The organism is Terrisphaera buseokensis (assembly GCF_047521145.2).
Taxonomy (GTDB): domain Bacteria; phylum Verrucomicrobiota; class Verrucomicrobiia; order Opitutales; family Opitutaceae; genus ER46.
Genome location: NZ_CM134186.1, coordinates 6,677,052 through 6,699,621, shown reverse-complemented (window position 1 = coordinate 6,699,621; position 22,570 = coordinate 6,677,052). Strand labels below are relative to the sequence as shown.

The window sequence follows — 22,570 nt, the reverse complement described above, 5'->3', positions numbered from 1 at the left end:
CAAGCGCATCACTTTGCGCGTGGATTTCACCGCGCGGTTCACTCACGTTGTCGCGACCCGCCGCCACGCACCTGTGGCGGCCACACCCTCATCCTCCCAGCCGAACGAATCTATGAACCCACTCCGTCCGTGGACGCCACCGGCTGCACTCACGTTCGCCGCCGTGTGCATCGGCCTCTTCTCTGGAACCGTATTCGGTCAGGCCGTCACTCCTGCTCCCGACCCCGCCACGGGCAGTCAGAAGCTCGAGCCCTTCGTGGTGACCGGTTCGTACATCCCGTCCACCGAGACCGCGATCGAAGCCGGTGCCTCGCCCGTCATTCGAATCGACCGCAAAGCCATCGACGAGTCCGGCTCCACCACGACTGCCGATCTGATGCAGAAGATCACCGTGGCCAACGCCAACGCCGTGCCGATCTCGAACAACGCGACTGGGTTCACGCCGGGGGCCGCGGCGGTTTCACTGCGCGGCCTCGGCCCGGAAGCCACGCTGGTGTTGATCAACGGCCGGCGGGTCGCGCCCTATCCGGTCGGCGTGGGCGGCACCACGGCCTTCGTCGATCTGAACTCCATTCCGTTGTCCGCCATCGACGCCATCGAGGTGCTCAAGGACGGTGCGTCCGCCCTCTATGGCGCCGACGCCGTCGCCGGTGTCATCAACATCAAGTTGCGCCGTGGCCTGGACGGCACGGAGATTTTCACCAGCTACGGCAACACGACGGACAAGGACGCGGCAGAGATCGTCGCGAACCTCGCGACCGGTGCGACCTCGGACAAGGTGAACGTCGTCGTCGGGTTCAACTACTACCGCAAAGCCGCGATTCAAAACAGCGATCGTGCCTACTCGGCGGTCGCGCCGCTGCTGAGTCCCAATTCGAGCCCGTTCAACCTCGAAATCACCCGCTTCGCCGCGGCGGCCGCTCTGGGCGCGCCCGTGAATGCAGTGATCAGCGGCGTGCCGAATTCCGCCATCTTCTTCGCGCAGTCCGGCGCGAGCCCGGCGAACAACGGCCTGCGGCCGGCGTCGCAGTACACGTACTCGACGAATCGCAGTTCGACGTTCAACCCGAACGAGTCCGCCACCTCGTATCCGGAGTTTGAACGCATCGGCGCCAACCTGTCCGGCGAGCGCAAGCTGTTCGCGAAGGACAACGTGAAGGGCTATCTCGATCTCTCGTATCAGAACGTCTCCGCGGAATACCAGATGGCGCCGTCACCGACCGGCGATTTCAGCACGCCCGGCCAGGTGGAGCTGGTCATCCCGGCGCGCACGGCCAATCCGATTCTCACGGTTATCAACACGCTGCTGGGCTTTATTCAGCAGGTGCCGGCGGGCTCCCCCGCCTTTTTCGGGGAGATTCCCGGTCCCGGAACCCGGTTCGTCAATGGCACCGTGCAGCGTCTCGCGCCCGCCGGAGCGACCAATGTCTTCAATCCCTTCAACCAGGACATCGCCGGCGATTCCCGCGGACGTCTCGCCGATTTCGGCAACCGGATCATCCACAACGAAATCGAGGCCCGCATGGCGACGGCCGGCATCAAGGGCGAGAACGTGCTGGAGAAATGGAATTTCGACGCTTCGTACAGCTACAGCTCAATCCGGGAGGAGACGCGCAACCGCCTCAACTCCGCCTCGCGCTTCAACGAGATGGTCAACGGAAGCTCGCCGATCTTCGATCCGCGCAGCAGCACCTACGTCGGCACCACGACGCCGTACAACCCCTTCGGATACTACCGCAATCCGATCGCCGGCAACGCCGCGCTTGAGTCCTACGCGCGGGTCACCGTCCGCGACGAAAACGAATCGTCGCTCGGCCAGGTCAGCGCCGTCGTGTCCACCCGTGATCTCTTCAAGCTCCGGCACGGCGGGGTCGGCCTGGCCTTCGGCGGCGACTTCCGGCACGAGCAGCTCGAGCAGAATCCCAGCTCGTATGGAATTGCTGGAGACTTGGTTGGTTTCGCGCCGAGCGCGTACACGCGGGCGCAGCGGAAGATTGGCGGCGTCTTCCTGGAGACGAAGGTCCCGATCCTGCCCCGACTCGAGGCGAACGCGTCCGTCCGGCACGAGCGTTTCTTCACGAGCGATCGCGATGTCACAGTGCCGAAAATCGGCCTGCGCGCGCAGCCGATTGCGCGCCAGCTGACTTTCCGCGCAAGTTACTCGGAGGGCTTTCGCGAGCCGTCGTTGTTCGAACTCTATTCGACGCCGATCCCCGTGTTGTCGTCGATTCTCGATCCCCGTGATGGCTTCATTGAGCCGGAGCAGCGCATCACGCTGCGGGGTAACCGGCGCCTGCAGGCGGAGGAGACGGACTATTTCAACGCGGGCTTCGTGTGGACGCCGACGCGGCCGGCGCTCAAGGGACTTTCCTTCGGCGTGGATTTCTGGGCGGTCACGCGCGACGGCACGGTGCAGTCCAATCCGCAGAACACTGTTTACCGCGCCTTCGGTGTTTCCCCGGGCGGATTGCTCGAGGGCGAAAGTGTTTTCCTCTCCGCCTCCGGTGCGATCAGCGCGGTCAACGCCGTGTTCTACAACGTCGGTCGTACGAACGTCGAGGGTTACGACTTGAGTGCCGGCTATCAGCTGCCGACGGACACCTTGGGCCGCTGGGAGCTGACGACGATCTGGAGCGTGATGACGCGGTTCGATCGTGCGGCCGTGAAAGACGCGCCGCTGCAGAATGTCCTCGGCCTCGACTCGACTGGCGTCGGTGCCGACGGCTACCTGAAGTGGCGTGGCCGCGTGAATCTCAACTGGGCGTACAAGGGGTTCACGGTGCATTTTGCCGGCACGTATACGGACGGCTTCCAGGACGCTGACTCGGCGGGCAATGCCTATGAAGTGAAGGATCGTTTCCTCGTGGATGGCCAGGTCTCGTATGCCTTCCGTGCGCACAAACGTTGGGCGTTGCGCGACACGAAGGTCTCGGTCGGTGTCCGCAACCTGTTCAACTGGGATCCGCCCCAAGCCTATGGCGGCGGAAGCAACAGCACCGGGTATCCGGGTTACCTGTACACGGCTGAAAACCGGTTCCTGTATCTGTCGGTCAGCCGAAAGTTCTGAGCGTCCCGGGAGCGTTTCCGCGCGGCCCTACGGTTTCGCCGGCATCTCCACGACCTGCGGCTTCCCGACCTTCACGCGCGGTTTCGGATCGCGGAGATTTTTCTCCAGAAACGTTTCGAGCACGGAATAGAAAGAGACGGACGCGTCCTCGTTCCGGAATCCATGTCCCTGCCGGCCTTCGACGATCGCCTGATAGTCCTTGCCGTATTTCTTCAACTGCGGCTCGAGGCGGGTCCAGTGGTTTATCTTCACCCGCGGATCCTCGGCACCGTACGCGTGCAGCGTCGGCACCACAATTCGATCCGCGAGTAGAATGGGCGAGGTGGCGTCGCGATAGGCGCGCGTCGGCCCGACCCATTCGCGTTGGTAGCTGAATTCATCGCCGTAGCGCCACGCGTCGTCGCCGCGCTGCTTGAAGGTGATTTCCAGATCGGCGGCTCCGACGTAGTTCACGCCGCAGCAGTAGAGATCCGGTGTCAGCATCACCCCGATCAGTGAAGCGTAACCGCCGTAGCTGGCGCCGTAGATGGCGACGCGGTCCGGATCGGCGATGCCTTGCGCGATCGCCCACTTCACGCCGTCCGTGAGATCGTCCTGCATCGCGCGACCCCACTGATGGCGGCCTTGGTTGATGAATTCGCGGCCGTAACCACCCGAGCCGCGGTAGTTCGGTTGCAGCACCGCGTAGCCGCGGCTGGCGAGGAACTGCGCATCGGTGTCGTAGCCCCACGAGTCGCGAATCCCAAACGGGCCGCCATGCGGATGCACGACGAGCGGGAGTTTCCGGCCTTCCTGGCCGCGCGGCACCGTGAGATAGCCGTGGATGGTGAGGCCGTCGCGCGCGGCGTACTGGATCGGGCGTCGCGGACTGAGCCGTGCCGGATCGACGTCGCGGCTGCGTTTGAACTGCACGAGCGAGCCGGCTTTCCGGTCGAGCACGTAGTAGACACCCGGCTCGCGATCATGGCCGACCCAGACGAGCGAGACGTTGCCGTCCTCCGACGTACTCGACACCCGTACGTCGCAGCCGACAAACGTGCCCTCGAGTTTCGCCTGCAGCGCGCCGCGTTCGGCATCGAACCAGTGGTGTTTCTCGCGCTCGGCCTCGTAACGCACGCCGAGCAGGCGGGAGCGGTCGCGCGTGGTGATGATCTCCGTGATCTCGCCCTCGGGTGGGACGAAGATCGGCGGGCCGCGTTCAAAGGTCCGGGTGTTCAGGGCGTAGAGGGCGCCGCGGTCGTGGTCCTCGCGCGAGATCAGCCACAGCGTGGTGTTGTCGGCCGCAAACCCCTCGGGGTGCCAGGTCTCGGCGTAACCGTGAAACGGATGCGCCGCCACGCGCTTGAACGCCTGGCCGTCCTCGCTGCGGTGTTCCCACACCAGCAGATTGCCCTCGAGCCGCGACCGCAGCCGCAGGGCGCCCCGGTGATCCACGAAGAACGAGACGAAGCGGTCCGAGTCGCGGAACTCGAGAAGCGGGGAGATCGCGCGGTTGCGCACATTGAGCCGGGCCACCACCGGAGCGCCCCCGACGAAGGTGGCGTTGTCGATGTTGCCGGCAAAGAATCCGAAGACTGCGATGCGGTCAGGGTCGAGGGGCAGGGGATCGATGATGCCCGCGAAGTCACCGGTGAGGTTGTTTTCGATCCGCTGCGACTCCGCGATCCGCAGCACGCGTTTGCCAGTGAGATCGGTGGAGCCGATGAAGAACGATTCGTTGCCCGCCACGTCCGCCTCAAACAGAATCCGATCATTTCCCTTCCAGTAGAAGCGGTGAATGCTCTCGTCGGTTCCGCGCAGCACCATCTGCGACTCCTTCGTCGCGCGATCAAACACGCCGAGCGCCATCTTCTTCTCATGCGGAAAGAGAAACGCGATCTTGCTGCCGTCCGGCGACAGGCGCGGCTGCCGCAGGTTGGGCAGGCTGAAGAACTGATCGACGGGGAGACGGTCCGCCGGCGTATCCGCGGCGCGGATCGCGGGGACAAATCCCGACGGGGCCACGGCGGCGATCGCCGCCAGCAAAAGAAAAATCCCCAGCGTGGATGCGCGCAGGCGCCCGGGTGTCATGGTGCGTCCGAATCAGTGCGGATGGCGCGTGGAGTCAATGCCCCGGGAGGAGGCGGAGCCGCGTTGTTCCGCCTGGGGACGGAGACGATTTGCGTCGCCGCCCGGAGTGTGGTCCGGTGTTCCCGTCGCCGTGAAGTCCACTGTCACCGTCCATCACCTCTTCGTTTCGCCGGGCCATAATTTCTTCGGCCGGCACGGTCAACCGCCCGGGACGCACGCAGTGAGCGATCGTCCGATGGTGACCTGTCGGGCGGGCTTGGGGTTGGAGGGCGATCGTTTCTTTGGCTACCGTCCCGACTACAACGGCCAGATCACGTTCTTCGCCTGGGAAGTGGTGCAGGCCGCGCGGCGCGAACTCGGCGTGCCGCACCTCGCGCCCGAGGCGTTTCGCCGGAACGTGATCATCGAGGGCCCGCATCTGAATGATCTGATCGGCGTGCGCTTCGCGCTTGGCGGGGTGGAGTTTGAAGGCGTCTCCGAATCCAAGCCGTGTCACTGGATGAACGCCGTCGTCGCCCCGGGGGCTGAAGTCTGGCTGCGCGGTCGCGGCGGGTTGCGCGCGAAAATTCTGACCGACGGCGAACTCCGCCGCGGCGCAAACGAACTCCACGTGCACGGCGTGCTGGCGTTGGGATAGCTTTGGAAACCGGATACCGGAGACCGGAGACCGGAGATCGGAGATCGGAAATCGGAAGCAGGAGACAGTTGACGGGAGGCAGGAGACCTTGCGCCTGGAAAGGAGTGACCGTGCCATCGAGCCGGTTTTCTCTCAACTCTCAGCCCTCAACTCTCAACTCCGACCACTCCCATCCCCCCGCCTCGCGCGCGCTCACGTGCGCTCTCAGCCAGACGAGGCCACCGGCCTCGTCGGTGAACGCACCGTCGAGCTGGGCCTCGAACGCTTCATCCAGGACCGGTTTGAACATCGCACCGGGCTTGTGGCCGAGGGCGATCAAGTGCCGTCCGAGCAGGATCGGTTTCGGCGCGGCGTCGGTGAGTTGGAGCGCGTGCGCCTTCGCCAGCAATTGGTCGATGCGGGCGTGGGTTTCGGGTGACGCCAGCGGCGGCCGGCCGTTCGCGTCGGCCCGCATCACGGCGGCAAGGTCGTCGATCGTGGCAGGCGCGAGACGCCGGGCCAGGCGGCGGACGCTGGTGTCGGTGAACTCTGTCTGCCCGTGATGATGTGCGAGGTGGTTGACCACCAGTGCGCTCACGGGCGCGTCGTAGTCGAGCGGCGCGCCGATGCGGCGGAGGAACGTGACGGCCAGCGGACCGCCGGCGGGCTCGTGGCCCGGACTGATCCACCGCATCACGCCGCGTTTTTCCGCGTAGGCCGTGGTGGCGGGTTTGCCGAAGTCGTGGGCCAGCACGGCAACCATCAGCAGCCGCCGTTGCCGCGCGTTGCCCGATTTCCAGTCGTCGAGGTCGACGACAGCATCGAGACAGTGTTGGGTGTGCGTGAACACATCGCCTTCCGGATGCCACTCCGGGTCCTGCCGCGTGCCGCGTAGCGCGGCGATTTCCGGGAAGTGCTGCAGCCAGCCGGTTTGCTCGAGGACGGTGAGTCCGCGCGAGGGCACGGTGGCTTTCGTGGCCCATTTGTCCCACTCGCCCCAGACCCGTTCAACCGGGAGTTCAGGATACGTGGGTGCGATGCGGCGGCAGAGGTCGGCGGTTTCAGGCGCGAGGGAAAAGTCGAAGCGGGCGGCGAGCTGGAAGGCGCGGAGGACGCGCAGGGGATCCTCCGCGAAGGCCTCGCTGGTGTGGCGCAGCACGCGCGCCGCGAGATCGCGTTGCCCGTGGTGCGGGTCGATGAGCTCGCCGGTAAACGGATCCAGCGCGATGGCGTTGAGCGTGAAGTCGCGGCGGGCGGCGGCATCGGCGTCGCTCAGCATCGGATCCGGTTGCACGGCGAAACCGCGGTGGCCCGCACCCGTCTTGGATTCGCGCCGCGGCAGCGAGAAATCGTATTCGTCGCCGGTGGCGCGACTGCGCACCTTGATCACGCCGAAGCTGCGCCCGACCACATCCGTTGAACCGAAGGGCACCAGCGCGCGATGCAGGGTTTCGAAATCCACGCCGGCGACCTCGACGTCGAAATCCTTGGGCGCGAGTCCGAGCAGCCAGTCGCGCACGCCGCCACCGACGAGCCGCGGCCGACCGACGCGGCGGACGGCGTCGAGCATCGCGCGCAGGTCAGCCGGAAGTCTGAGATCAACGGGCATGCCGGGCGTCACGTGCGCCGGGCCAGTGCGGTGAGCGCCACCAGCAGCCAGCCGATCATGAAAGCGACCCCGCCGAGCGGCGTGATGGGTCCGAGCCAGCGCGGTCCGCCGATGGCCAGCCAGTAAAGCGATCCTGAAAACAGCAGCGTGCCGATGACCCAGAGCCGCGCGGCCCAGATCAGTTTTCCCATCCCACCGTCGCCGTTGGCCGCGCGCATCCACGCCGCAATGCCAATCAAGCCGACGGCGTGAAACAGGTGGTAGCGCGCCGCCGTTTCCCAGGCCTGCATCATGCCGCGTTCGGCGAGCGTCGCCTTCATCGCGTGGGCGCCCATCGCGCCCATTGCCACACCGGTCAGGCCCAGAATACCCGCGGCGAGCAGGGGAAACGCAGCTTGTCTCGAGGGGTTGCTCATGAGTGCCGACGTTCGCAGATCGGCGAGGGGAAACAAGACCGCGTGTTGCCATCCACACGGCGAGGCCTCGCAGGCGATCGGCGGGCGCCGCGCACGTTTTGTAGCTCGCGTGGCTGCATTTCTGCCGCAGCGTGCAGGGCAGCGGCTGCAGGGCGCGTTCTCCGGAGAAAAACGGGTATTTCCGGCGATCTTCTTCCGGGGCATAAAAGGGCGTTGACACCCTTTCTTTTGACCTTAGCTCTTGGCCTCTTTTCGCATGAAAACGTTCCTCGCCAAGAAGGAGACGGTGCAACCCAAGTGGTATCTTATCGATGCCAAGGGGGTTCCGCTCGGTCGTCTCGCCGTCAAGGCCGCCAACATCATCCGTGGCCGCCACAAGCCTTCCTACACACCCAGCGTCGACACCGGCGATTTCGTTGTAGTCATCAATGCGGAGAAGGTCGTCCTCACCGGCCGCAAGGAAGAGCAGAACGAGTACATGTTCTTCTCCGGCTTTGTCGGTGGCGAGAGCTACCGCAAGGTTTCCCTGATGCGTGAGAAGCACCCGGAGTTCATTATCGAGCGCGCTGTCAAAGGCATGCTCCCGAAGAACCGGATTGCGGCGAAGATGCTCACCAAGCTCCGCGTGTTCGCGGGCGAGAAGCACACGCACGAGGCCGGCAATCCCCAGAAAATTTCCGTCTGATTAACCGCTAGAACATGAGCGCTGCTACACCCGCCAACGTCTTCCTCGGCACCGGCCGTCGCAAAACCTCGACCGCCCGTGTGCGTATCACCGAGGGCACCGGCAAACTCCTCGTGAACGGTCGCGAGTTTGACAGCTACTTCTCCCACGAGAACTTCTCTAAGCAAGCGTACGCGCCCCTGTTGGTCGTCGACCTGCGGGAAAAGATCGATGTCACCGCCAATGTGGCGGGTGGCGGCGTCGCCGGCCAGGCCGGTGCGGTCGCTCACGGCATCGCCCGCGCGCTGCAAAAGATGAACGCCGAGCTTCGTCCGGCCCTCAAGAAGGCCGGACACATCAAGCGCGACCCGCGCGAGAAGGAACGTAAGAAGGCCGGCCAGCCGGGCGCCCGCAAGCGGTTCCAGTTCTCGAAGCGCTAAGTTTCACGCTACCAAATCCCTGTTTTATCCCCACGCCGTCCGCTTTACCGCGGACGGCGTTTTGTTTTTCTGGGTTGGCGGATTGGAATGCAGCCTGCTAACCGTGGTCGCCATGAAACCCTCCGTCCGTCGGACCGCCCTGTTTGCCGCCGTTTTCGTTGCGTTGGCCGGTTGGGCCCACGCTCACCCGGGGCACGAGGGTCACGATCTGACGTGGGACTTCGGTCACCTCGCGGATTATCCGCTCGCAACGCTTGGGTGCATGGCCGCGCTGGGTGGAAGTGTCCTGCTTGCGGTGCAGGCGGTGCGTCGCCGCCGACTGGCTCCAGCTCAGAGTTTGCGCGGATCGCAGGCGAGCCGCGGAAAATAAACCGCCAGGATCCGGCGCAGATCGCGCAGGCCGTCGCGCAAACGGAGCGCGTCGGTGGCCACCAGCTTGATGCTCCAGCCGCCGCGGCGGAGTACGCTCGCCCCCAGCCACAGTCCCTCGCGATGAAGGGCTGAAATTTCGGCCAGCCAAGGCGCGGCGCTCGCGCTGACCGAATTCGGTCCGAGCAGGACGGCATTGGCGAAACACGCCGTGGGCCCGGAGCCGGCCAGTTCGGCCAGCGCGCGGAGTTCCTCGCCGCTCTGATCCCAGCGTTCCCGCAGCGCGAGTTCGCCGGCCACGCGGACGGTCAGTTCGAGGCAAAGCCGATCCCACGCCCACGTTTCGCCGTGCCCGATTCGGCCGGGCAGGAGTTGATCCACGAAGAACAACGCGCCGTCCGCTGCGACGTCCACCGTGGTGATCTGGCGGTAACGCGATCCGCGGTGCGGCACCAGGGCTTCGGGCATCACTTCGAGCCAGCCCCCGGCCGCCACGGAAAACTGTTGCCGGCACTCGGCGGCGCCGCCCTGCATCTGAAACAACCGGCTCGCGCTCGGCGTGGTGACAAGGAGGCAGGCGCCAGCATCGACCGCGATCTGCGATTCGAGCCGGTCGCCCGCGAGGATTCCGGCGGTCGGATTCACCACCTGCACGAGTAGCGTGCGCGTATCCGCATCCCAATACGGCTTGCTCAGGTGATACGGCGCGCGAAATGACTGCGTCGCGAGCACGGTGCGGCCGTGATCGCGGACGGCGGCGCGCAAGGAGAGATGGCCGGAAAGTTCAGACATCGCGGTTGAACGTGTAGGCAGCGGGACCGCGACCGCCCTCGGTCGCTTGCACGGCGAAGGCGACCGGGGGCGGTCGCGGTCCCAGCCTTTGGACGTCGCTCATTCGTCCTGGATCCGGGTGCCCGCCTTCCGTCCAAACAACACCGTGTGCTCCAGCCACGCGATCACGGCGTCAAGATTGTGCTCCCGTTTCAGATCGCAGAACAGGAACGGCCGCGCGCCGCGCTGCACTTTGGCATCGCGATCCATCACGCCCAAGTCGGCGCCGACGAGGGGGGCGAGATCGATTTTGTTGATGATGAGTAGATCGCTGTGCCGGATTGCCGGGCCGCCCTTGCGCGGGATCTTGTCACCCTCGGCCACGTCGATGACGTAGATGAAGGCGTCGACCAGTTCCGGCGAAAACGTGGCGGTGAGATTGTCGCCGCCGCTCTCGACGAGCGTGAGTTCGAGGTCGGCGGCGAACTTCGTCTCGAGCGCGCGGCACGCCTGTTCGTTCATCGTGGTGTCGTCGCGAATCGCGGTGTGCGGGCAACCGCCCGTCTCCACGCCCACGATCCGCTCGGCCGGCAGCGCACTTTGCCGAATGAGAAACTGGGCGTCCTCAGAACAGTAAATATCGTTCGTGACGACGGCCATCGAGTAGCGCTCGCGCAGTCGCTGGCAGAGCTTGAGGCAGAGCATGGTCTTGCCGGAGCCCACGGGGCCGCCGATACCAATTCGGGGAGGACGAGTCATGATAGGAGTTGCGAGTAGCGGGTAGTGAGCAGCGAGTAGAGATTAGTAGTCGGGATCCCGTGGGGTTTGGTGGATTGAATGCTCGCTACGCGCTACCCACTACTCGCTACCTCTACGAGATGAACATGCGTGCATCCGCCGTCTCGTGTCGCGCGGCGGCGATGTCGAGCCACGGGTTGAACCAGCCGATGTCATCGACGGGGATTGTCATCGCGGTGGTGATCATCACGGGCGCGGTGGCCAGCGCTTCCGTGAGCAACGTTTGCGCCCCGTTCTGGCCGAGCCGCAGCAGTTTCATCGCGGCGGAGAGTAGCGCGGCGACGCTGGCGTAGGTGACGCCGGCAAGTACGGCGGGGAGCGGCGCACCCAGCGCCCGGCCTTCAAGTGCGGCCGAGACCGGTGCGGCACACGGCCACTGGTGCGCTTCGGCTCGGCGCAGGAATTCGCGGGCGAGGGGTGATGCTCTCAGATTGGCCGCGAGTTCAGCGCGTTGCCGACCGATCCGGTCCGAGGCCTCGCGGGCCTCGCGCGCGGATTTCAGCGCCGAGGACAGCACGCAGAGTTCACCGACGGTTTTCCAATCGTCGGAACCGAACGCCCGCCAGGCGTGCGCCGCGATCGGCAGATCGGTGTGTTGCAGCGCGGGCAGCACGGAGCGAAACAGCCAGGCGTGCAACGTGGCGCGATCGCGAACGACCCCTTCCTGCACCAACCCCTCGAGGCCGAACGAATGCGCGTAGCTGCCCGTCGGGTAGAAGGAATCGCCCGTCTGCAGCAGCCCGACGATCCACGCGCCGTCAGTGCCGGTGGCTGGGTCCGAGTTCATGGTTGGGTTGGGCGCCGCGCGCGAAGCGGCCGGGACGAAACACGGCCGTCGACGTGCGATAGGGGACTTTCAGCCGATCGAGGAGTTGGCGGATCGCCGGCTCATCCGCGGCGACTAACCGCTGCGGCTCCGCCGAGAGTTCGAGGTGGAGATTGCCGATGGCCCAGCCGATGCCGGCGGCGGCGGACGGCGCAACGTCGAGTGAGATCTCGACCACCGGTTCCTCCGTTTGGCGTACGACGTAACGCGCCGTCGGCGTTTGAAAAAAGCAGTCACCCGACTTGAGGGGAGCATTCAGCTCAAAACCGAACTCGGTGCCGTCGGCCGCCGTGCTGCGCCAGATACGCTTGGCGAGCGCGAAACGATCAACGGAGAGGACGATCTCGGGCAGCGCGGGATCGGCTGACGCGAGCGGAGCTTGGATCAAACGCATCGAGACGGAAATTTAACCACAAAGACCCAAAGGCACAGAGTAGACCGGCTTGGCCTTTGTGCCTCCGTGTCTTTGTGGTTCAAAAGCTCAAAAGAGGAAATATCGTTGGGCCATCGGGAGCACCTTGGCGGGTTCGCAGGTGAGAATACGTCCGTCGGCTTTCACGGTGTACGTCTCGGGATCCACTTCGATCTTCGGCAGCGCGTCGTTGAGCACCATGTCGCGTTTGCCGACCTTGCGGCAGCGCTTCACGGGTTCGAGCCGGCGGGACAGGCCTAGGTCGCGGAGTTTGCCTTTCTTCAACGAGGCTTCGCTGACGAAGGTCACGTTGGTTGACGCGAGGGCCTTGCCCGCGGCGCCGAACTGCGGGCGATAGAACGTGGGCTGGGGCGTGGGGATCGACGCGTTCGGATCGCCCATGTTGGCCCAGGCGATGAATCCGCCCTTCAACACCAGCTCGGGTTTCACGCCGAAGAGCGCGGGCTTGAAGAGGACGAGATCCGCGAGTTTGCCGACTTCGAGCGAGCCGACGATGTGACTGATGCCGTGGGCGATCGCGGGATTGATCGTGTACTTGGCGAGATAGCGCAGCGCGCGGAAGTTGTCGGCGGCCGGGTGCGATTTGCCGCTGAGGACGCCGAACTGGGTCTTCATCTTGTGCGCGGTCTGCCACGTGCGGATGATGACTTCGCCGATGCGACCCATCGCCTGCGAGTCCGACGACATCATCGAGATGGCGCCGAGATCGTGCAGGCAGTCCTCGGCGGCAATCGTCTCGGGCCGGATGCGCGACTCGGCGAAGGCGACGTCCTCGGGAATCTTCGAGTCGAGGTGATGACAGACCATGAGCATGTCGAGGTGCTCATCGATCGTATTCACGGTGAAAGGACGCGTCGGATTGGTCGACGACGGCAGGACGTTGGCCTCGCCGCAGACGCGGATGATGTCCGGCGCGTGGCCGCCGCCGGCGCCTTCCGAGTGAAAGGTGTGGATCGTGCGGCCCTTGAAGGCACGGATCGAATCGTCGACGAAACCGGACTCGTTGAGCGTGTCGGTGTGAATCGCGACCTGGACGTCGAACTCGTCGGCCACGCCGAGACACACGTCGATTGCCGCGGGCGTCGTGCCCCAGTCCTCGTGGAGTTTCAGGCCGATGGCGCCGGCCAGGATTTGTTCGCGCAGCGGGGCGGCGGTGCCGCAGTTGCCCTTGCCGAGAAACCCGAGGTTCATCGGGTACGCCTCGGCGGCCTCGAGCATGCGATGCATGTTCCAGCGGCCGGGCGTGCAGGTCGTGGCAAACGTGCCCGTGGCCGGACCGGTGCCGCCGCCGAGCATCGTCGTGATGCCCGCGCTGATGGCCTCGTCGATCTGCTGCGGGCAGATGAAATGGATATGCGTGTCGATGCCGCCGGCCGTGACGATGCTGCCCTCGCCGGCGAGCACTTCGGTCGCCGCGCCGACGATCATCGGATTCTTCTTCTTGGTTTTGGGATCGGCGTAGATCGAACCGAGACCGCTCTGGATACCCGGATTGCCGGCGTGGCCGATGCCGACAATGACGCCGTGCTTGATCCCAATGTCGGCTTTGATGATGCCGAGGATCGGATCGAGGATCAGGGCGTTGGTGATGACGAGGTCCAGACAGTCGGCATCGAGGGCGGTGGGTGACTGGCCCATGCCGTCGCGGATGACCTTGCCGCCGCCGAACTTGATCTCGTTGCCGTAGCCGCCGCCCTCGGCGATCAGATCGCGTTCAACTTGGACGAACAATTCGGTGTCAGCGAGGCGGACGCGATCGCCGACGGTGGGGCCGTACATTTCGGCGTATTGGCGCCGGGAAAGTTTCAGTGGCATGAGGTTTTCGAATGACCAGGACCGGTTCGATGAATCCCTAAGCACGAAGCGGGCCGGGTTCAACTCTGGCGCGGCGGCTGTCTGGGAATCTGGAATCGTGGGACCGCGACCGCCCCCGGTCGCATCGGGGCAGAAGGCGACCGGGGGCGGTCGCGGTCCGATGACCACTCCTTACGAATCCCTCTCTACCCTGGCTCAGACGGTGTCCACGTAGCCGAAGGGCCGCGCACATTTCCGGCATTGAAACACGAAGGCGGTCGGGCTGCGGTCGCGTTGCAGCGACTCGAGCAGCTTATTCGCGGCGCCGCCGGACACGCCCAGCTCGTACACGATGAAACTCATGAGCTCGCCTTCCATGGCGCGGAAGTGCTGGCGAATTTCTGCAATGCCGGCCGGCGTGACGAACGCTCCGGGTTCGCCGCAGCACGAGGGCCAGCGCTCGGATTGAAACGTGGCAAAGCCGGGAGTGCGCTGGGTGACTTCGTCGATCGTCGCGGTGGGCGTGTCGGCGGCGAACGCCTCGGAGTCGACGAAGGTCGCATCGAACGTCGTGTGCGCCTTGCCGTCCGCGATGCACCAGGGACACAGCGAATCGTCGAGGTCTTTTTCGGCGTAGACGGGCCCGGAGTAGATCCAGCCGCGTTTTTGACCGCAGCAACGGCACTTTTTGTCCGACGCGACGACGCTCCCGCTGCGGACGGGGTCCGGATGGAAGGGAAATTGCGGCAGCGACATGGGAGAAGTCGGGAGCGCAGGCGGGACGCCTGCGCTCCCAGGATCACAAGACAGGCCAGGGAAATGTCACCACTCTGGATTCGTCCGCGCTGTGGTCAAAGCGCCGCAGTCGCAGCGTCATTTCGACGGCGACGGGTTCGCCGTGCCGCACTTTCACGCGCAGGCTGAATTGGCGGGGATCGGTGGGCGTGGGCGCGCGGTGACGGCCCCACGTGAAGGAAGAACGGCCTTCGGCGCTCGCGGCGCGCGCTTGGAGACGGAGGGCGTTGGGATGAAAGACCGAGTGCCCGCCGTCGAGGGCGTTGATCCGCACCCACCAGACGCCGGACGCGCGATGGGTTTCCTTGAAAGCCAGCAGGGCGTGATCCGTGTTGGTCACGGCGTCGAAGGCATCGACGTAGGCGAGCGGTTCGCGCACGACGGTGTCATCGGAGGCGGGCGTCTCGAGCAGCGGCAGGGAGAGCGTGGTCATGGAGCCGGTGGATTGGGTGAGCGTGACGCGCGAGAGCGTCTGCCGCGACCCTAGCACGCGCCCTCGAAAAATCCCATGGGGCGAAAGGCGAAACGGGTACGCCTATCGGTCAGGGAGAACGACCGCGGCGGCATCAGCAACGACCTGATACCAATCGCTCCTTGCTTTTGGACTTCTGGATCGATCGTGGCTACGAGCGCCAGCGAGTGGCCGAACGGCCACTCGCTGGCGCTCGTAGCCACGGCTAAAGTCCAAAGGCAAAGGGCGATTGGTATGAGTCGCGTCGCTTCACGTGTGCACGCTCGTGGTGGCGAGCGTGAGAACGTGAGCGCGTGGAACGTCAGCGGCGGCGGACCGCGCGGGTTTTCGCCGCGGGCTTGGCCTTTGGCTTGGCGTCGAGCTTGCCGTTGATCTTCGCATTGAGCCCGTAGACTTCGCGCAGGCCGGCGAGGGCGACGAGTTCAACGCGCTTGGTGTCGCCGGCCTCGAAGCGCACCGCGGTGCCGGCGGGAATGTTCAAACGAAAGCCGCGTGAGGCCGCGCGATCGAAGCGGAGGGCTTCGTTGGTCTCGAAAAAGTGATAGTGCGAGCCGACCTGAATCGGACGATCGCCGGTGTTGGTCACCTCCAGCGTGGACGTCGCGAGGTTGACGTTGGCGTCGAGGGCGGCGGCATCGGCCGCGGGAATGATTTCTCCAGGAATCATGGAATGGTGGATCGCGAATTTCGGATTGCGGATTGGAGAGGCGAGAGGCGAGAGGCGAGAGGCGAGAGGCGAGAGGCGAGAGGCGAGAGGCGAGAGGCGAGAGGCGAGAGGCGAGAGGCGAGAGGCGAGAGGCGAGAGGCGAGAGGCGAGAGGCGAGAGGCGAGAGGCGAGAGGCGAGAGGCGAGAGGCGAGAGGCGAGAGGCGAGAGGCGTTGCTTTTCAGGGAATCCGCAATTCGCAATCCGAAATCCGCAATTGACCGATCACCGAATCGGATGATGCACGGTCACGAGTTTCGTGCCGTCGGGAAACGTGGCCTCGACTTGCACATCGTGGATCATCTCCGGCACGCCTTCCATGACGTCGCTGAGTTTGAGGATGGTGGTGCCGTAGCTCATGAGTTCGGCCACGGATTTTCCGTCGCGCGCGCCTTCGATGATCTCGTACGTGATGATCGCGATGCTCTCCGGATAGTTCAGCTTCACCCCGCGCGCCTGGCGGCGACGAGCGAGATCAGCGGCGACAACGATCAGAAGTTTTTCGCGTTCGCGAGGGGTGAGGTGCATCGGGCGAGGGATTAATTCTAAAGCCAGAAAACCAGGAAGAAGACATCAGAATTCTAGCTGTTGAATCAACCAGGGGGGGGGAGTGGCGAGATCACGAAGAAAGATTCGATTCCTGCGACCAGAATTCCTGGGCAGATTCTTGGCTTCCTGGCTTTTGAATTCAAAGGTTCATTTTCGGTCTTCACACCTGCAGATGTTCCTTCACGACCTCGTCGGTAAGCGTGGCGATGGGACCGGAGACGACCACGACGCCGCGATCCATGGCGTAGAAGCGATCGGCGCACTCGCGGCAGAAATCGACGAACTGCTCCACGAGGAGAATCGCGAGATTGCCCTCGGCCTTCAGGATTTTCACGGCGTTCTGCACTTCCTCCGAGTAGTTGTGGCCGAAGCCCTCGACTTTGAGTTTCTTCAGCGTGTCACCGATTTGCTCGATGATCGACGGCTGGATGCCCTCCGTCGGTTCGTCGAGAATCAGCAGCTTCGGATTGGTCAGCAGCGCGCGACCGATCGCGAGTTGCTGCTGCTGTCCGCCCGACAGCACGCCACCTTTGCGCGCGAGCATTTCCTTCAACACGGGAAAGAGCGTGAACACGCGATCGAGGCTCGCCTTGGCGGCGGCACCCTTGCGGCCGTGGACCACAAGACCGACGTGGAGGTTTTCCTCGACGGTGAGGTGAGGGAAGATGTCACGGCCCTGCGGCACGTAGCCGATGCCGGCGCGCGCACGCACGTCCATCGGCAGCTTCTCGATCGACTCGCCGTTGAGCGTGATCGTGCCGGCGCGAACCGGCAGCACTCCCGTGATGGAGCGGAGCGTCGTGGTCTTGCCCACGCCGTTGCGGCCCATCAACGCGACGACCTCGCCCGGGTTGATCTCAAGATCGACGCCGCGGAGAATGCGCGAACCGCCGATGTACGTTTCGACGGATTTGAGTTCGAGGAGAGCGGTCATGGGTGAACCACGGGCGAGTGAACCACGAAGGCACGAAGACACAAAGATTCGGCAGGAATCCGCGGCCTGCTTTGTGCCTCTGTGTCTTGGTGGTGAGTCATGGATTGCTCAGCGCGTGCCGTGTTTGCCGCGGCCGAGATAGACCTCGCGGACTTTTTCGTTGGATTGCACCTCGTCGAATTTTCCTTCGCAGAGGACGGAGCCTTGATGAAGCACGGTCACCTGGCCGTTTTTGGCGATCTGTTTCACGAAAGCCATGTCGTGTTCGATCACGATGAGGCTGTGCTTGCCCGCGAGGGACAGCAGCAAGTCGCCCGTGCGATCGGTTTCGTCGTCGGTCATGCCGGCGGCGGGTTCGTCAACGAGGAGCACCTTCGGGTCCTGCGCGAGCAGCATGCCGATCTCGAGCCACTGCTTTTCGCCGTGGGCGAGCAGCCCGGCCTTCCAGTGGCGTTTGGTGTCGAGGCGGACGGTCTTCAGGATCTCGTCGATGTGATCCCGATCCGTCGAGGTCAGCCGGTGCAACAGGGAAGCGAATACGCCGCGCGGGCCCTTGAGCGAGAGCACGAGATTGTCCCACACCGTGTGCTCCGTGTAGACGCTCGGGGTCTGGAATTTCCGGCCGATGCCGAGGCGGTTGATCTCGTATTCGTTCAGAGCGGTTAGGTCGTGGCTGGTGGCGGCGCTGCTGCCGAAGTCGATTTTGCCTTTGTCGGGCTTCGCGCGGCCGGTGATGAGATCGAAGAACGTCGATTTGCCCGCGCCGTTGGGACCGATGACCGTGCGCAGCTCTCCCTCGTAGAGGTAGAAGGTGAGGTTCGTGATGGCCTTGAAGCCATCATAGGTTTTCGAGACGTCCTCGACGGCGAGTAGCGGATGCGGCATGGGCGCGCGGCGTGGTTGAGAGTGGCGGGGCGGTTACGGCGACGGGGCGGCGCTCAGGATTTGGCCGCAGTCGGATCCGGCTTCGGCGTGGCCGGCGTGGTGTCGTTGGCGGGTGCGGGCGGGGCGGGGCGGAACTTCGCCCACAGCGCCTTCAATCGCGCCGGAATGCTGACGATGCCGCCCGGGAGGAAAAGGACGACGAGGATGAAAAGCCCGCCGAGAATGATGAGCCAGAGATCCGGATACGCGCGCGTGGCCCAGCTCTTCAGGGCGTTGATGCTGACCGCGCCGACGATCGGGCCAAGCAGCGTGCCGCGGCCGCCGACGGCGACCCACACGACCGCTTCGAGCGACTTGTCGGCCTGCATCTCACCGGGATTGATGATGCCGACCTGCGGCGTGTAGAGCGCGCCGCCGACCGCGGCGATGAGCGCGGCGACGACGAAAATGAAGAGCTTGAAATGCGCGGTGGCGTAGCCGCTGAAGAGCACGCGGTTTTCGCCGTCGCGGATCGCCTGCTGCACGAGGCCGAATTTCGTTTTGCTGAGCCAGCGGCAGAACAGGTAGGCGAGCAGCACGGTCACGGCCGTCGCGATGTAGAGCCAGCGACCGGTGGCGGGGTCGGCGAGACTGTGTCCGAGGATGAATTTGAAATCCGTGAACCCGTTGTTGCCGCCGAGGAGCAGATTGTTGCGGAAAAACATGATCGACGCCGCGTACGTGAGCGCCTGCGTCAAAATCGAGAAGTACACGCCCTTGATACGGGAGCGAAACGCGAGGAAGCCGAAGATGTAAGCGATGATGCCGGGCACGAGGAACACCATCGTCAGCGCGAAGGGAAAGCTCGCGAACGGTTCCCAGAACGCCGGCAGCCGTTCCCAGCCGAGGAACACGAGAAAGTCGGGGATCGGTTTCTTGTACTGACCGAGATCGCCGATCATCCGCATCAGGTACATGCCGTGCATGTAACCGCCGAGCGTGAAGAACAGCGCCTGGCCCAGTGACAACAGACCAGTGTAACCCCAGAGCAAATCGACCGAGATCGCGAGGAGCGCGTAGCAGAGATATTTGCCCCACACGCCGATGGTGAAGTTGCTGATCACGCCGTTGGCGTGCAACAGCGGCACCACGACGATGAGCAGAATCGCGATGACGGCGACGGCGATGAGTTCGATCCGGCGGACTTGAGGCGTGCTCATCGGGGTTAGTCTTCCAGGCTGCGGCTGCGGGTGACGAAGAGGCCGGCGGGCCGCCATTGCAGGAACAGGATGATGCCGGCGAGCACGAGAATCTTGCCGAACACCGCGGCGTCCTGGGCGAGATTCTGCAGGAAGCTGCCGATGCCCGGCACCCAGGTCAGGCCGGGCGCCACGTACGGCAGATACTGTTGCAGGACCTGATCGATGCCGCCGATGCCGAACGCGCTGAGGATCGTGCCGCCGATGCTACCGACGCCGCCGACGACCACGACCATGAAGGAGTCGATGATGTAGCCCTGGCCGAGCGAAGGACCGACGTTGCCAATCTGGCTGAGAAACGCTCCCGCGAGTCCGGCGAGGCCGCTGCCGAGGCCAAAGGTCAGCATGTTCACGCGCTCCGTGCGCACGCCCATGCACGAGGCCATCGTGCGGTTCTGCATCGAGGCGCGAATCAGTAGGCCGAGCGGTGTTTTCGTCAGCACCAGCCACATCCCGAACACGATCAGGATGGCGAAGCCGATCACGAAGACGCGGTTCCAGCCGAGGATGACGTCGTTCACCAGCCAGTTGCCGCTGAGGTACGAAGGGCTGGAAACCTGGACGTTGTTCGCGCCGAACATCAGGCGCAGGCCCTGTTGCATCACGAGCGACACGCCCCACGTCGCGAGGAGACTTTCCAGCGGGCGGCGGTAGAGGAAGCGAATCACGCTCCGTTCGAGGCCGATGCCGACGATGGCCGCGACGACGAAGCTGCAGGGCAGCGCCGCGATGAAATACCACTGGTAAGCGGCGCCGGTCAGGTTGAGGCCGAAGATCGGCAGGCTGAAACCGAAGAAGGGAATCGTGATGCCCGCGCCGAAAATATTCTGCACGAGGTAGGTCGTGTACGCGCCAATCGCGATCATCTCGCCGTGCGCCATGTTGATGACGCGCATCAGGCCGAACGTGATCGCGAGGCCGAGCGCCGCGACCAGCAGGATGCTGCCGAGACTCACGCCGCGAAACAGCGTGCCGAAGAAATCAACCGCCGAGCGGTGACCGTCGACGGCCTTGAGCGCGTCACGTGCGGCTTTCACCAGCGCGGGTTTCTCGGCGGCCTCGGATTCCTTGAGCGAACGCGTGATGAAATCCGTGCTCGCGAGCGAGCAGAGGTCCTTGAGTTCCAGGAGCGCCGCCAGCTTGGTTTCGTCGCGGGCGTCCTTCAGCTGCGCGATCGCGATCGATTCGCGCAGGGCGCGTTTCACGTTCGGATCGGTCTCGATCTTGAGCCGGGCTTGAAGGGCGGGAAGCTTTTCGACGTCCTGGGCGAGACCGATGGTGAGAATGGCCTTGGTCCGCTTCTCGGGCTCGGGTGCGGCGAGGTCGGCCAGATCGAGGACGGCCTTCATCGCGCGGCGCAGTGATGAGGAGTGATCCACGACGGTGAGATCGGCGACGGGCAGGCGCAGCGCCTTGCCGCCGGCATCGACGAGTGCGGCTCCCGTGTCGATCCGCGTGGCGGTCTGGGTGCCGGCTTCGTCTTTTTCGCCGGTGAGCTGGACGGCGACCTTTGTGCCGTCGGCGGCGGTGTAAACGAAGAGGGCGTCGGTGCGCCAGGCTTCGAGGAGCGTGGCAATGGCGGGATCGGCCTGGCCCATGAGCTGGCCGATGAGTTCACGTTTCTTCGCCGCATCTTCCGCCAGGGCTGCGTTCGCGATCAGCTGGCGCGGGGTGTCGGCGGCGCGGATCGCGGCGCCCGTCACCAGCGCCAGGAGCAGCGCGGTGCGAAGCAATCGAGCGAAAAGATTCATCATGTCAGGGCGATTCATGAATGCTAGAGCCGTGCCAACAAAAAGGGCGGACGCCTTTCGGCGTCCGCCCGCGTGTGTCTTAAGCGATGAACGGCGCCGGGCTTACTTGAACTTACCCTTCAGCCAGGGCTCGCCGTAGACGTTGTTGAAGGACTTCACGATCTTGAACTGACCGTCGGCCTTGGTCTCGCCGATGAAGACGTTCTTCGTGACGTGCATGTTCGGCTGCGTGGTGACCTTGCCGCCGGGACCGTTGAACGAGAGACCGCTCTTGTAGGCGGCGCGGACCTTGTCCACATCGAAGGAACCGGCCTTCTCGACCGCGGCTTTCCAGAGGTAAACACCGACGTAGCTGAGCACCATCGGGGAGCAGGTGACGCGGGCTTCTTTGACGAGGCCGGGGACGTTGCTCTTCTTCAGCCAGGCCTGGAAGTCAGCGACGAACTTCTTGTTGGCCGGCGTATCGATGGACTGGAAGTAGGTCCAGCAGCCGAGTTGACCGACGAGCTGCTTGGCCGGGAGGCCGCGGAATTCATCCTCGGAGATCGAGAACGAGACGACCGGGCAGGTCTCGGCGGTGAGGCCGGACGCGGCGTACTCCTTGAAGAACGGGACATTCGTGTCGCCGTTGAGCGTCGAGATCACGCAGGCGTCACCGGAAGCGGCGAACTGCTTAATCTCGGCGACGATCTGCTGGTAATCCGTGTGACCGAACGGCGTGTACTTGCCGGCCGAGATGATCTTGCCGGCGCCGTCCTTGCGGAAACCGCCGCCGATGTTCTCGAGCTTCACGCCCTTGCTGAGCAGATACTCGAGGAGCACCAGATTCGTGGTCTGCGGATAGACGTAGTCGGAACCGAGCAGGTAGAACTTCTTTTTGCCTTCGGCGAGGTAGTAGTCGACGGCAGGGGTGGCCTGCTGATTGACGGCTTCCGCGGTGTAGGCGACGTTCTGGGACTCTTCCTCGCCCTCGTATTGCACCGGGTAGAAGAGCAGACCGTTGTTCTTTTCGTAGACCGGCAGCACGGATTTGCGGGAGACGGACGTCCAGCAGCCGAAGGTCACGGCGACTTTGTCCTGTTCGAGCAGCTGCTTGGCTTTCTCGGCGAAGAGCGGCCAGTTGGAGGCGCCGTCAACCACGACGGGCTCAATCTTCTTTCCGAGGACGCCGCCCTTGGCGTTAATCTCGTCGAAGGTGAAGAGCAGGATATCGCGCAGCGAGGTCTCGCTGATCGCCATCGTGCCGGACAGGGAATGGAGTACGCCGACCTTAACGGTCTCGGCGGCCGAGGCCGAGCCGAGCGAGGCACCGAGCGCGATCGCGCCGGCACCGAGGAGTGTGGTGAATTTCTTAATCATAACTGGGGGT

The 22,570-nt window shown here is 64.4% G+C and carries 21 protein-coding genes; 4 read left to right on the top strand and 17 right to left on the bottom strand.

Annotated elements, in window-relative coordinates:
- Positions 1-112 precede the first annotated feature (112 nt).
- Complete coding sequence (locus tag ACLJEU_RS25290; RefSeq protein WP_414661223.1) at positions 113-3,067, top strand: TonB-dependent receptor plug domain-containing protein; 2,955 nt, start codon at positions 113-115, stop codon at positions 3,065-3,067.
- Between the two features lie 27 nt (positions 3,068-3,094).
- On the opposite strand, the gene ACLJEU_RS25285 is transcribed toward ACLJEU_RS25290, so the two are convergent.
- Positions 3,095-5,137: an alpha/beta hydrolase family protein gene (locus tag ACLJEU_RS25285; RefSeq protein ID WP_414661224.1), complete on the bottom strand. Its 2,043-nt coding sequence runs from the start codon at positions 5,135-5,137 to the stop codon at positions 3,095-3,097.
- Positions 5,138-5,267: 130 nt separating this feature from the next.
- Here ACLJEU_RS25285 and ACLJEU_RS25280 point away from each other — a divergent pair, with 130 nt between their 5' ends.
- A complete protein-coding gene (locus tag ACLJEU_RS25280; protein WP_414661225.1) occupies positions 5,268-5,774 on the top strand; it encodes an MOSC domain-containing protein in 507 nt (168 codons plus the stop codon).
- Between the two features lie 139 nt (positions 5,775-5,913).
- Here ACLJEU_RS25280 and ACLJEU_RS25275 read toward each other — a convergent pair whose 3' ends face one another.
- Positions 5,914-7,362 carry a CCA tRNA nucleotidyltransferase gene (locus tag ACLJEU_RS25275; protein ID WP_414661226.1) on the bottom strand — a complete coding sequence of 483 codons (1,449 nt, stop codon included), beginning with the start codon at positions 7,360-7,362 and terminating at the stop codon, positions 5,914-5,916.
- 8 nt (positions 7,363-7,370) lie between these two features.
- Positions 7,371-7,778 carry a DUF423 domain-containing protein gene (locus tag ACLJEU_RS25270; protein ID WP_414661227.1) on the bottom strand — a complete coding sequence of 136 codons (408 nt, stop codon included), beginning with the start codon at positions 7,776-7,778 and terminating at the stop codon, positions 7,371-7,373.
- A 256-nt stretch (positions 7,779-8,034) separates the two neighbouring features.
- Between ACLJEU_RS25270 and rplM the strand changes: the two genes are divergently transcribed.
- Both rplM and rpsI read left to right on the top strand, forming a co-directional pair.
- Positions 8,035-8,463: a 50S ribosomal protein L13 gene (rplM, locus tag ACLJEU_RS25265; protein ID WP_414661228.1), complete on the top strand. Its 429-nt coding sequence runs from the start codon at positions 8,035-8,037 to the stop codon at positions 8,461-8,463.
- A gap of 14 nt (positions 8,464-8,477) precedes the next feature.
- Positions 8,478-8,882 carry a 30S ribosomal protein S9 gene (rpsI, locus tag ACLJEU_RS25260; RefSeq protein WP_414661229.1) on the top strand — a complete coding sequence of 135 codons (405 nt, stop codon included), beginning with the start codon at positions 8,478-8,480 and terminating at the stop codon, positions 8,880-8,882.
- A 330-nt stretch (positions 8,883-9,212) separates the two neighbouring features.
- Here rpsI and ACLJEU_RS25255 read toward each other — a convergent pair whose 3' ends face one another.
- The 14 genes from ACLJEU_RS25255 to urtA all read right to left on the bottom strand — a co-directional run bounded on the left by ACLJEU_RS25255 (position 9,213) and on the right by urtA (position 22,560).
- Complete coding sequence (locus ACLJEU_RS25255) at positions 9,213-10,043, bottom strand: urease accessory protein UreD (RefSeq protein ID WP_414661230.1); 831 nt, start codon at positions 10,041-10,043, stop codon at positions 9,213-9,215.
- 99 nt (positions 10,044-10,142) lie between these two features.
- Positions 10,143-10,781, bottom strand: a complete 639-nt coding sequence (gene ureG / locus ACLJEU_RS25250) for an urease accessory protein UreG (RefSeq protein ID WP_414661231.1) — start codon at positions 10,779-10,781, stop codon at positions 10,143-10,145.
- A gap of 112 nt (positions 10,782-10,893) precedes the next feature.
- Positions 10,894-11,607, bottom strand: coding sequence for an urease accessory protein UreF (locus tag ACLJEU_RS25245; protein WP_414661232.1), 714 nt, complete (start codon positions 11,605-11,607; stop codon positions 10,894-10,896).
- Positions 11,579-12,040, bottom strand: coding sequence for an urease accessory protein UreE (locus ACLJEU_RS25240; RefSeq protein WP_414661233.1), 462 nt, complete (start codon positions 12,038-12,040; stop codon positions 11,579-11,581). The genes ACLJEU_RS25245 and ACLJEU_RS25240 overlap by 29 nt, the downstream gene beginning before the upstream one ends.
- Positions 12,041-12,127: 87 nt before the next feature.
- Entirely contained in the window at positions 12,128-13,894 is a 1,767-nt protein-coding gene (gene ureC, locus ACLJEU_RS25235) for an urease subunit alpha (RefSeq protein ID WP_414661234.1), read from the bottom strand.
- Between the two features lie 195 nt (positions 13,895-14,089).
- Positions 14,090-14,629 (bottom strand): CbrC family protein, encoded by a 540-nt coding sequence (locus ACLJEU_RS25230; RefSeq protein WP_414661235.1) that lies wholly within the window; start codon positions 14,627-14,629, stop codon positions 14,090-14,092.
- Positions 14,630-14,672: 43 nt separating this feature from the next.
- Entirely contained in the window at positions 14,673-15,101 is a 429-nt protein-coding gene (locus ACLJEU_RS25225) for a hypothetical protein (protein WP_414661236.1), read from the bottom strand.
- A gap of 340 nt (positions 15,102-15,441) precedes the next feature.
- Positions 15,442-15,807 carry an urease subunit beta gene (locus ACLJEU_RS25220; RefSeq protein ID WP_414661237.1) on the bottom strand — a complete coding sequence of 122 codons (366 nt, stop codon included), beginning with the start codon at positions 15,805-15,807 and terminating at the stop codon, positions 15,442-15,444.
- Between the two features lie 262 nt (positions 15,808-16,069).
- Complete coding sequence (locus tag ACLJEU_RS25215; RefSeq protein ID WP_414661238.1) at positions 16,070-16,372, bottom strand: urease subunit gamma; 303 nt, start codon at positions 16,370-16,372, stop codon at positions 16,070-16,072.
- A 181-nt stretch (positions 16,373-16,553) separates the two neighbouring features.
- Positions 16,554-17,327, bottom strand: a complete 774-nt coding sequence (locus ACLJEU_RS25210; protein WP_414661239.1) for an ABC transporter ATP-binding protein — start codon at positions 17,325-17,327, stop codon at positions 16,554-16,556.
- Positions 17,328-17,435: 108 nt separating this feature from the next.
- Positions 17,436-18,212, bottom strand: a complete 777-nt coding sequence (gene urtD, locus ACLJEU_RS25205) for an urea ABC transporter ATP-binding protein UrtD (RefSeq protein ID WP_414661240.1) — start codon at positions 18,210-18,212, stop codon at positions 17,436-17,438.
- Positions 18,213-18,265: 53 nt separating this feature from the next.
- Positions 18,266-19,411, bottom strand: a complete 1,146-nt coding sequence (gene urtC, locus ACLJEU_RS25200) for an urea ABC transporter permease subunit UrtC (protein WP_414661241.1) — start codon at positions 19,409-19,411, stop codon at positions 18,266-18,268.
- A 5-nt stretch (positions 19,412-19,416) separates the two neighbouring features.
- Positions 19,417-21,219 (bottom strand): urea ABC transporter permease subunit UrtB, encoded by a 1,803-nt coding sequence (gene urtB / locus ACLJEU_RS25195; protein WP_414661242.1) that lies wholly within the window; start codon positions 21,217-21,219, stop codon positions 19,417-19,419.
- Between the two features lie 84 nt (positions 21,220-21,303).
- Positions 21,304-22,560: an urea ABC transporter substrate-binding protein gene (urtA, locus tag ACLJEU_RS25190; RefSeq protein ID WP_414661243.1), complete on the bottom strand. Its 1,257-nt coding sequence runs from the start codon at positions 22,558-22,560 to the stop codon at positions 21,304-21,306.
- Positions 22,561-22,570 lie beyond the last annotated feature (10 nt).

Bases quoted from the DNA above. Each gene is read 5' to 3' on its own strand.
- ACLJEU_RS25230 (WP_414661235.1), bottom strand. From the start codon at position 14,629: ATGTCGCTGCCGCAATTTCCCTTCCATCCGGACCCCGTCCGCAGCGGG.
- ACLJEU_RS25210 (WP_414661239.1), bottom strand. From the start codon at position 17,327: ATGACCGCTCTCCTCGAACTCAAATCCGTCGAAACGTACATCGGCGGT.
- urtD (WP_414661240.1), bottom strand. From the start codon at position 18,212: ATGCCGCATCCGCTACTCGCCGTCGAGGACGTCTCGAAAACCTATGAT.
- ACLJEU_RS25240 (WP_414661233.1), bottom strand. From the start codon at position 12,040: ATGCGTTTGATCCAAGCTCCGCTCGCGTCAGCCGATCCCGCGCTGCCC.
- ACLJEU_RS25220 (WP_414661237.1), bottom strand. From the start codon at position 15,807: ATGATTCCTGGAGAAATCATTCCCGCGGCCGATGCCGCCGCCCTCGAC.
- ACLJEU_RS25275 (WP_414661226.1), bottom strand. From the start codon at position 7,362: ATGCCCGTTGATCTCAGACTTCCGGCTGACCTGCGCGCGATGCTCGAC.
- ureC (WP_414661234.1), bottom strand. From the start codon at position 13,894: ATGCCACTGAAACTTTCCCGGCGCCAATACGCCGAAATGTACGGCCCC.
- ACLJEU_RS25225 (WP_414661236.1), bottom strand. From the start codon at position 15,101: ATGACCACGCTCTCCCTGCCGCTGCTCGAGACGCCCGCCTCCGATGAC.
- urtA (WP_414661243.1), bottom strand. From the start codon at position 22,560: ATGATTAAGAAATTCACCACACTCCTCGGTGCCGGCGCGATCGCGCTC.
- ureG (WP_414661231.1), bottom strand. From the start codon at position 10,781: ATGACTCGTCCTCCCCGAATTGGTATCGGCGGCCCCGTGGGCTCCGGC.
- ACLJEU_RS25245 (WP_414661232.1), bottom strand. From the start codon at position 11,607: ATGAACTCGGACCCAGCCACCGGCACTGACGGCGCGTGGATCGTCGGG.
- urtB (WP_414661242.1), bottom strand. From the start codon at position 21,219: ATGAATCGCCCTGACATGATGAATCTTTTCGCTCGATTGCTTCGCACC.
- ACLJEU_RS25285 (WP_414661224.1), bottom strand. From the start codon at position 5,137: ATGACACCCGGGCGCCTGCGCGCATCCACGCTGGGGATTTTTCTTTTG.
- rpsI (WP_414661229.1), top strand. From the start codon at position 8,478: ATGAGCGCTGCTACACCCGCCAACGTCTTCCTCGGCACCGGCCGTCGC.
- rplM (WP_414661228.1), top strand. From the start codon at position 8,035: ATGAAAACGTTCCTCGCCAAGAAGGAGACGGTGCAACCCAAGTGGTAT.
- urtC (WP_414661241.1), bottom strand. From the start codon at position 19,411: ATGAGCACGCCTCAAGTCCGCCGGATCGAACTCATCGCCGTCGCCGTC.
- ACLJEU_RS25270 (WP_414661227.1), bottom strand. From the start codon at position 7,778: ATGAGCAACCCCTCGAGACAAGCTGCGTTTCCCCTGCTCGCCGCGGGT.
- ACLJEU_RS25255 (WP_414661230.1), bottom strand. From the start codon at position 10,043: ATGTCTGAACTTTCCGGCCATCTCTCCTTGCGCGCCGCCGTCCGCGAT.
- ACLJEU_RS25290 (WP_414661223.1), top strand. From the start codon at position 113: ATGAACCCACTCCGTCCGTGGACGCCACCGGCTGCACTCACGTTCGCC.
- ACLJEU_RS25215 (WP_414661238.1), bottom strand. From the start codon at position 16,372: ATGCACCTCACCCCTCGCGAACGCGAAAAACTTCTGATCGTTGTCGCC.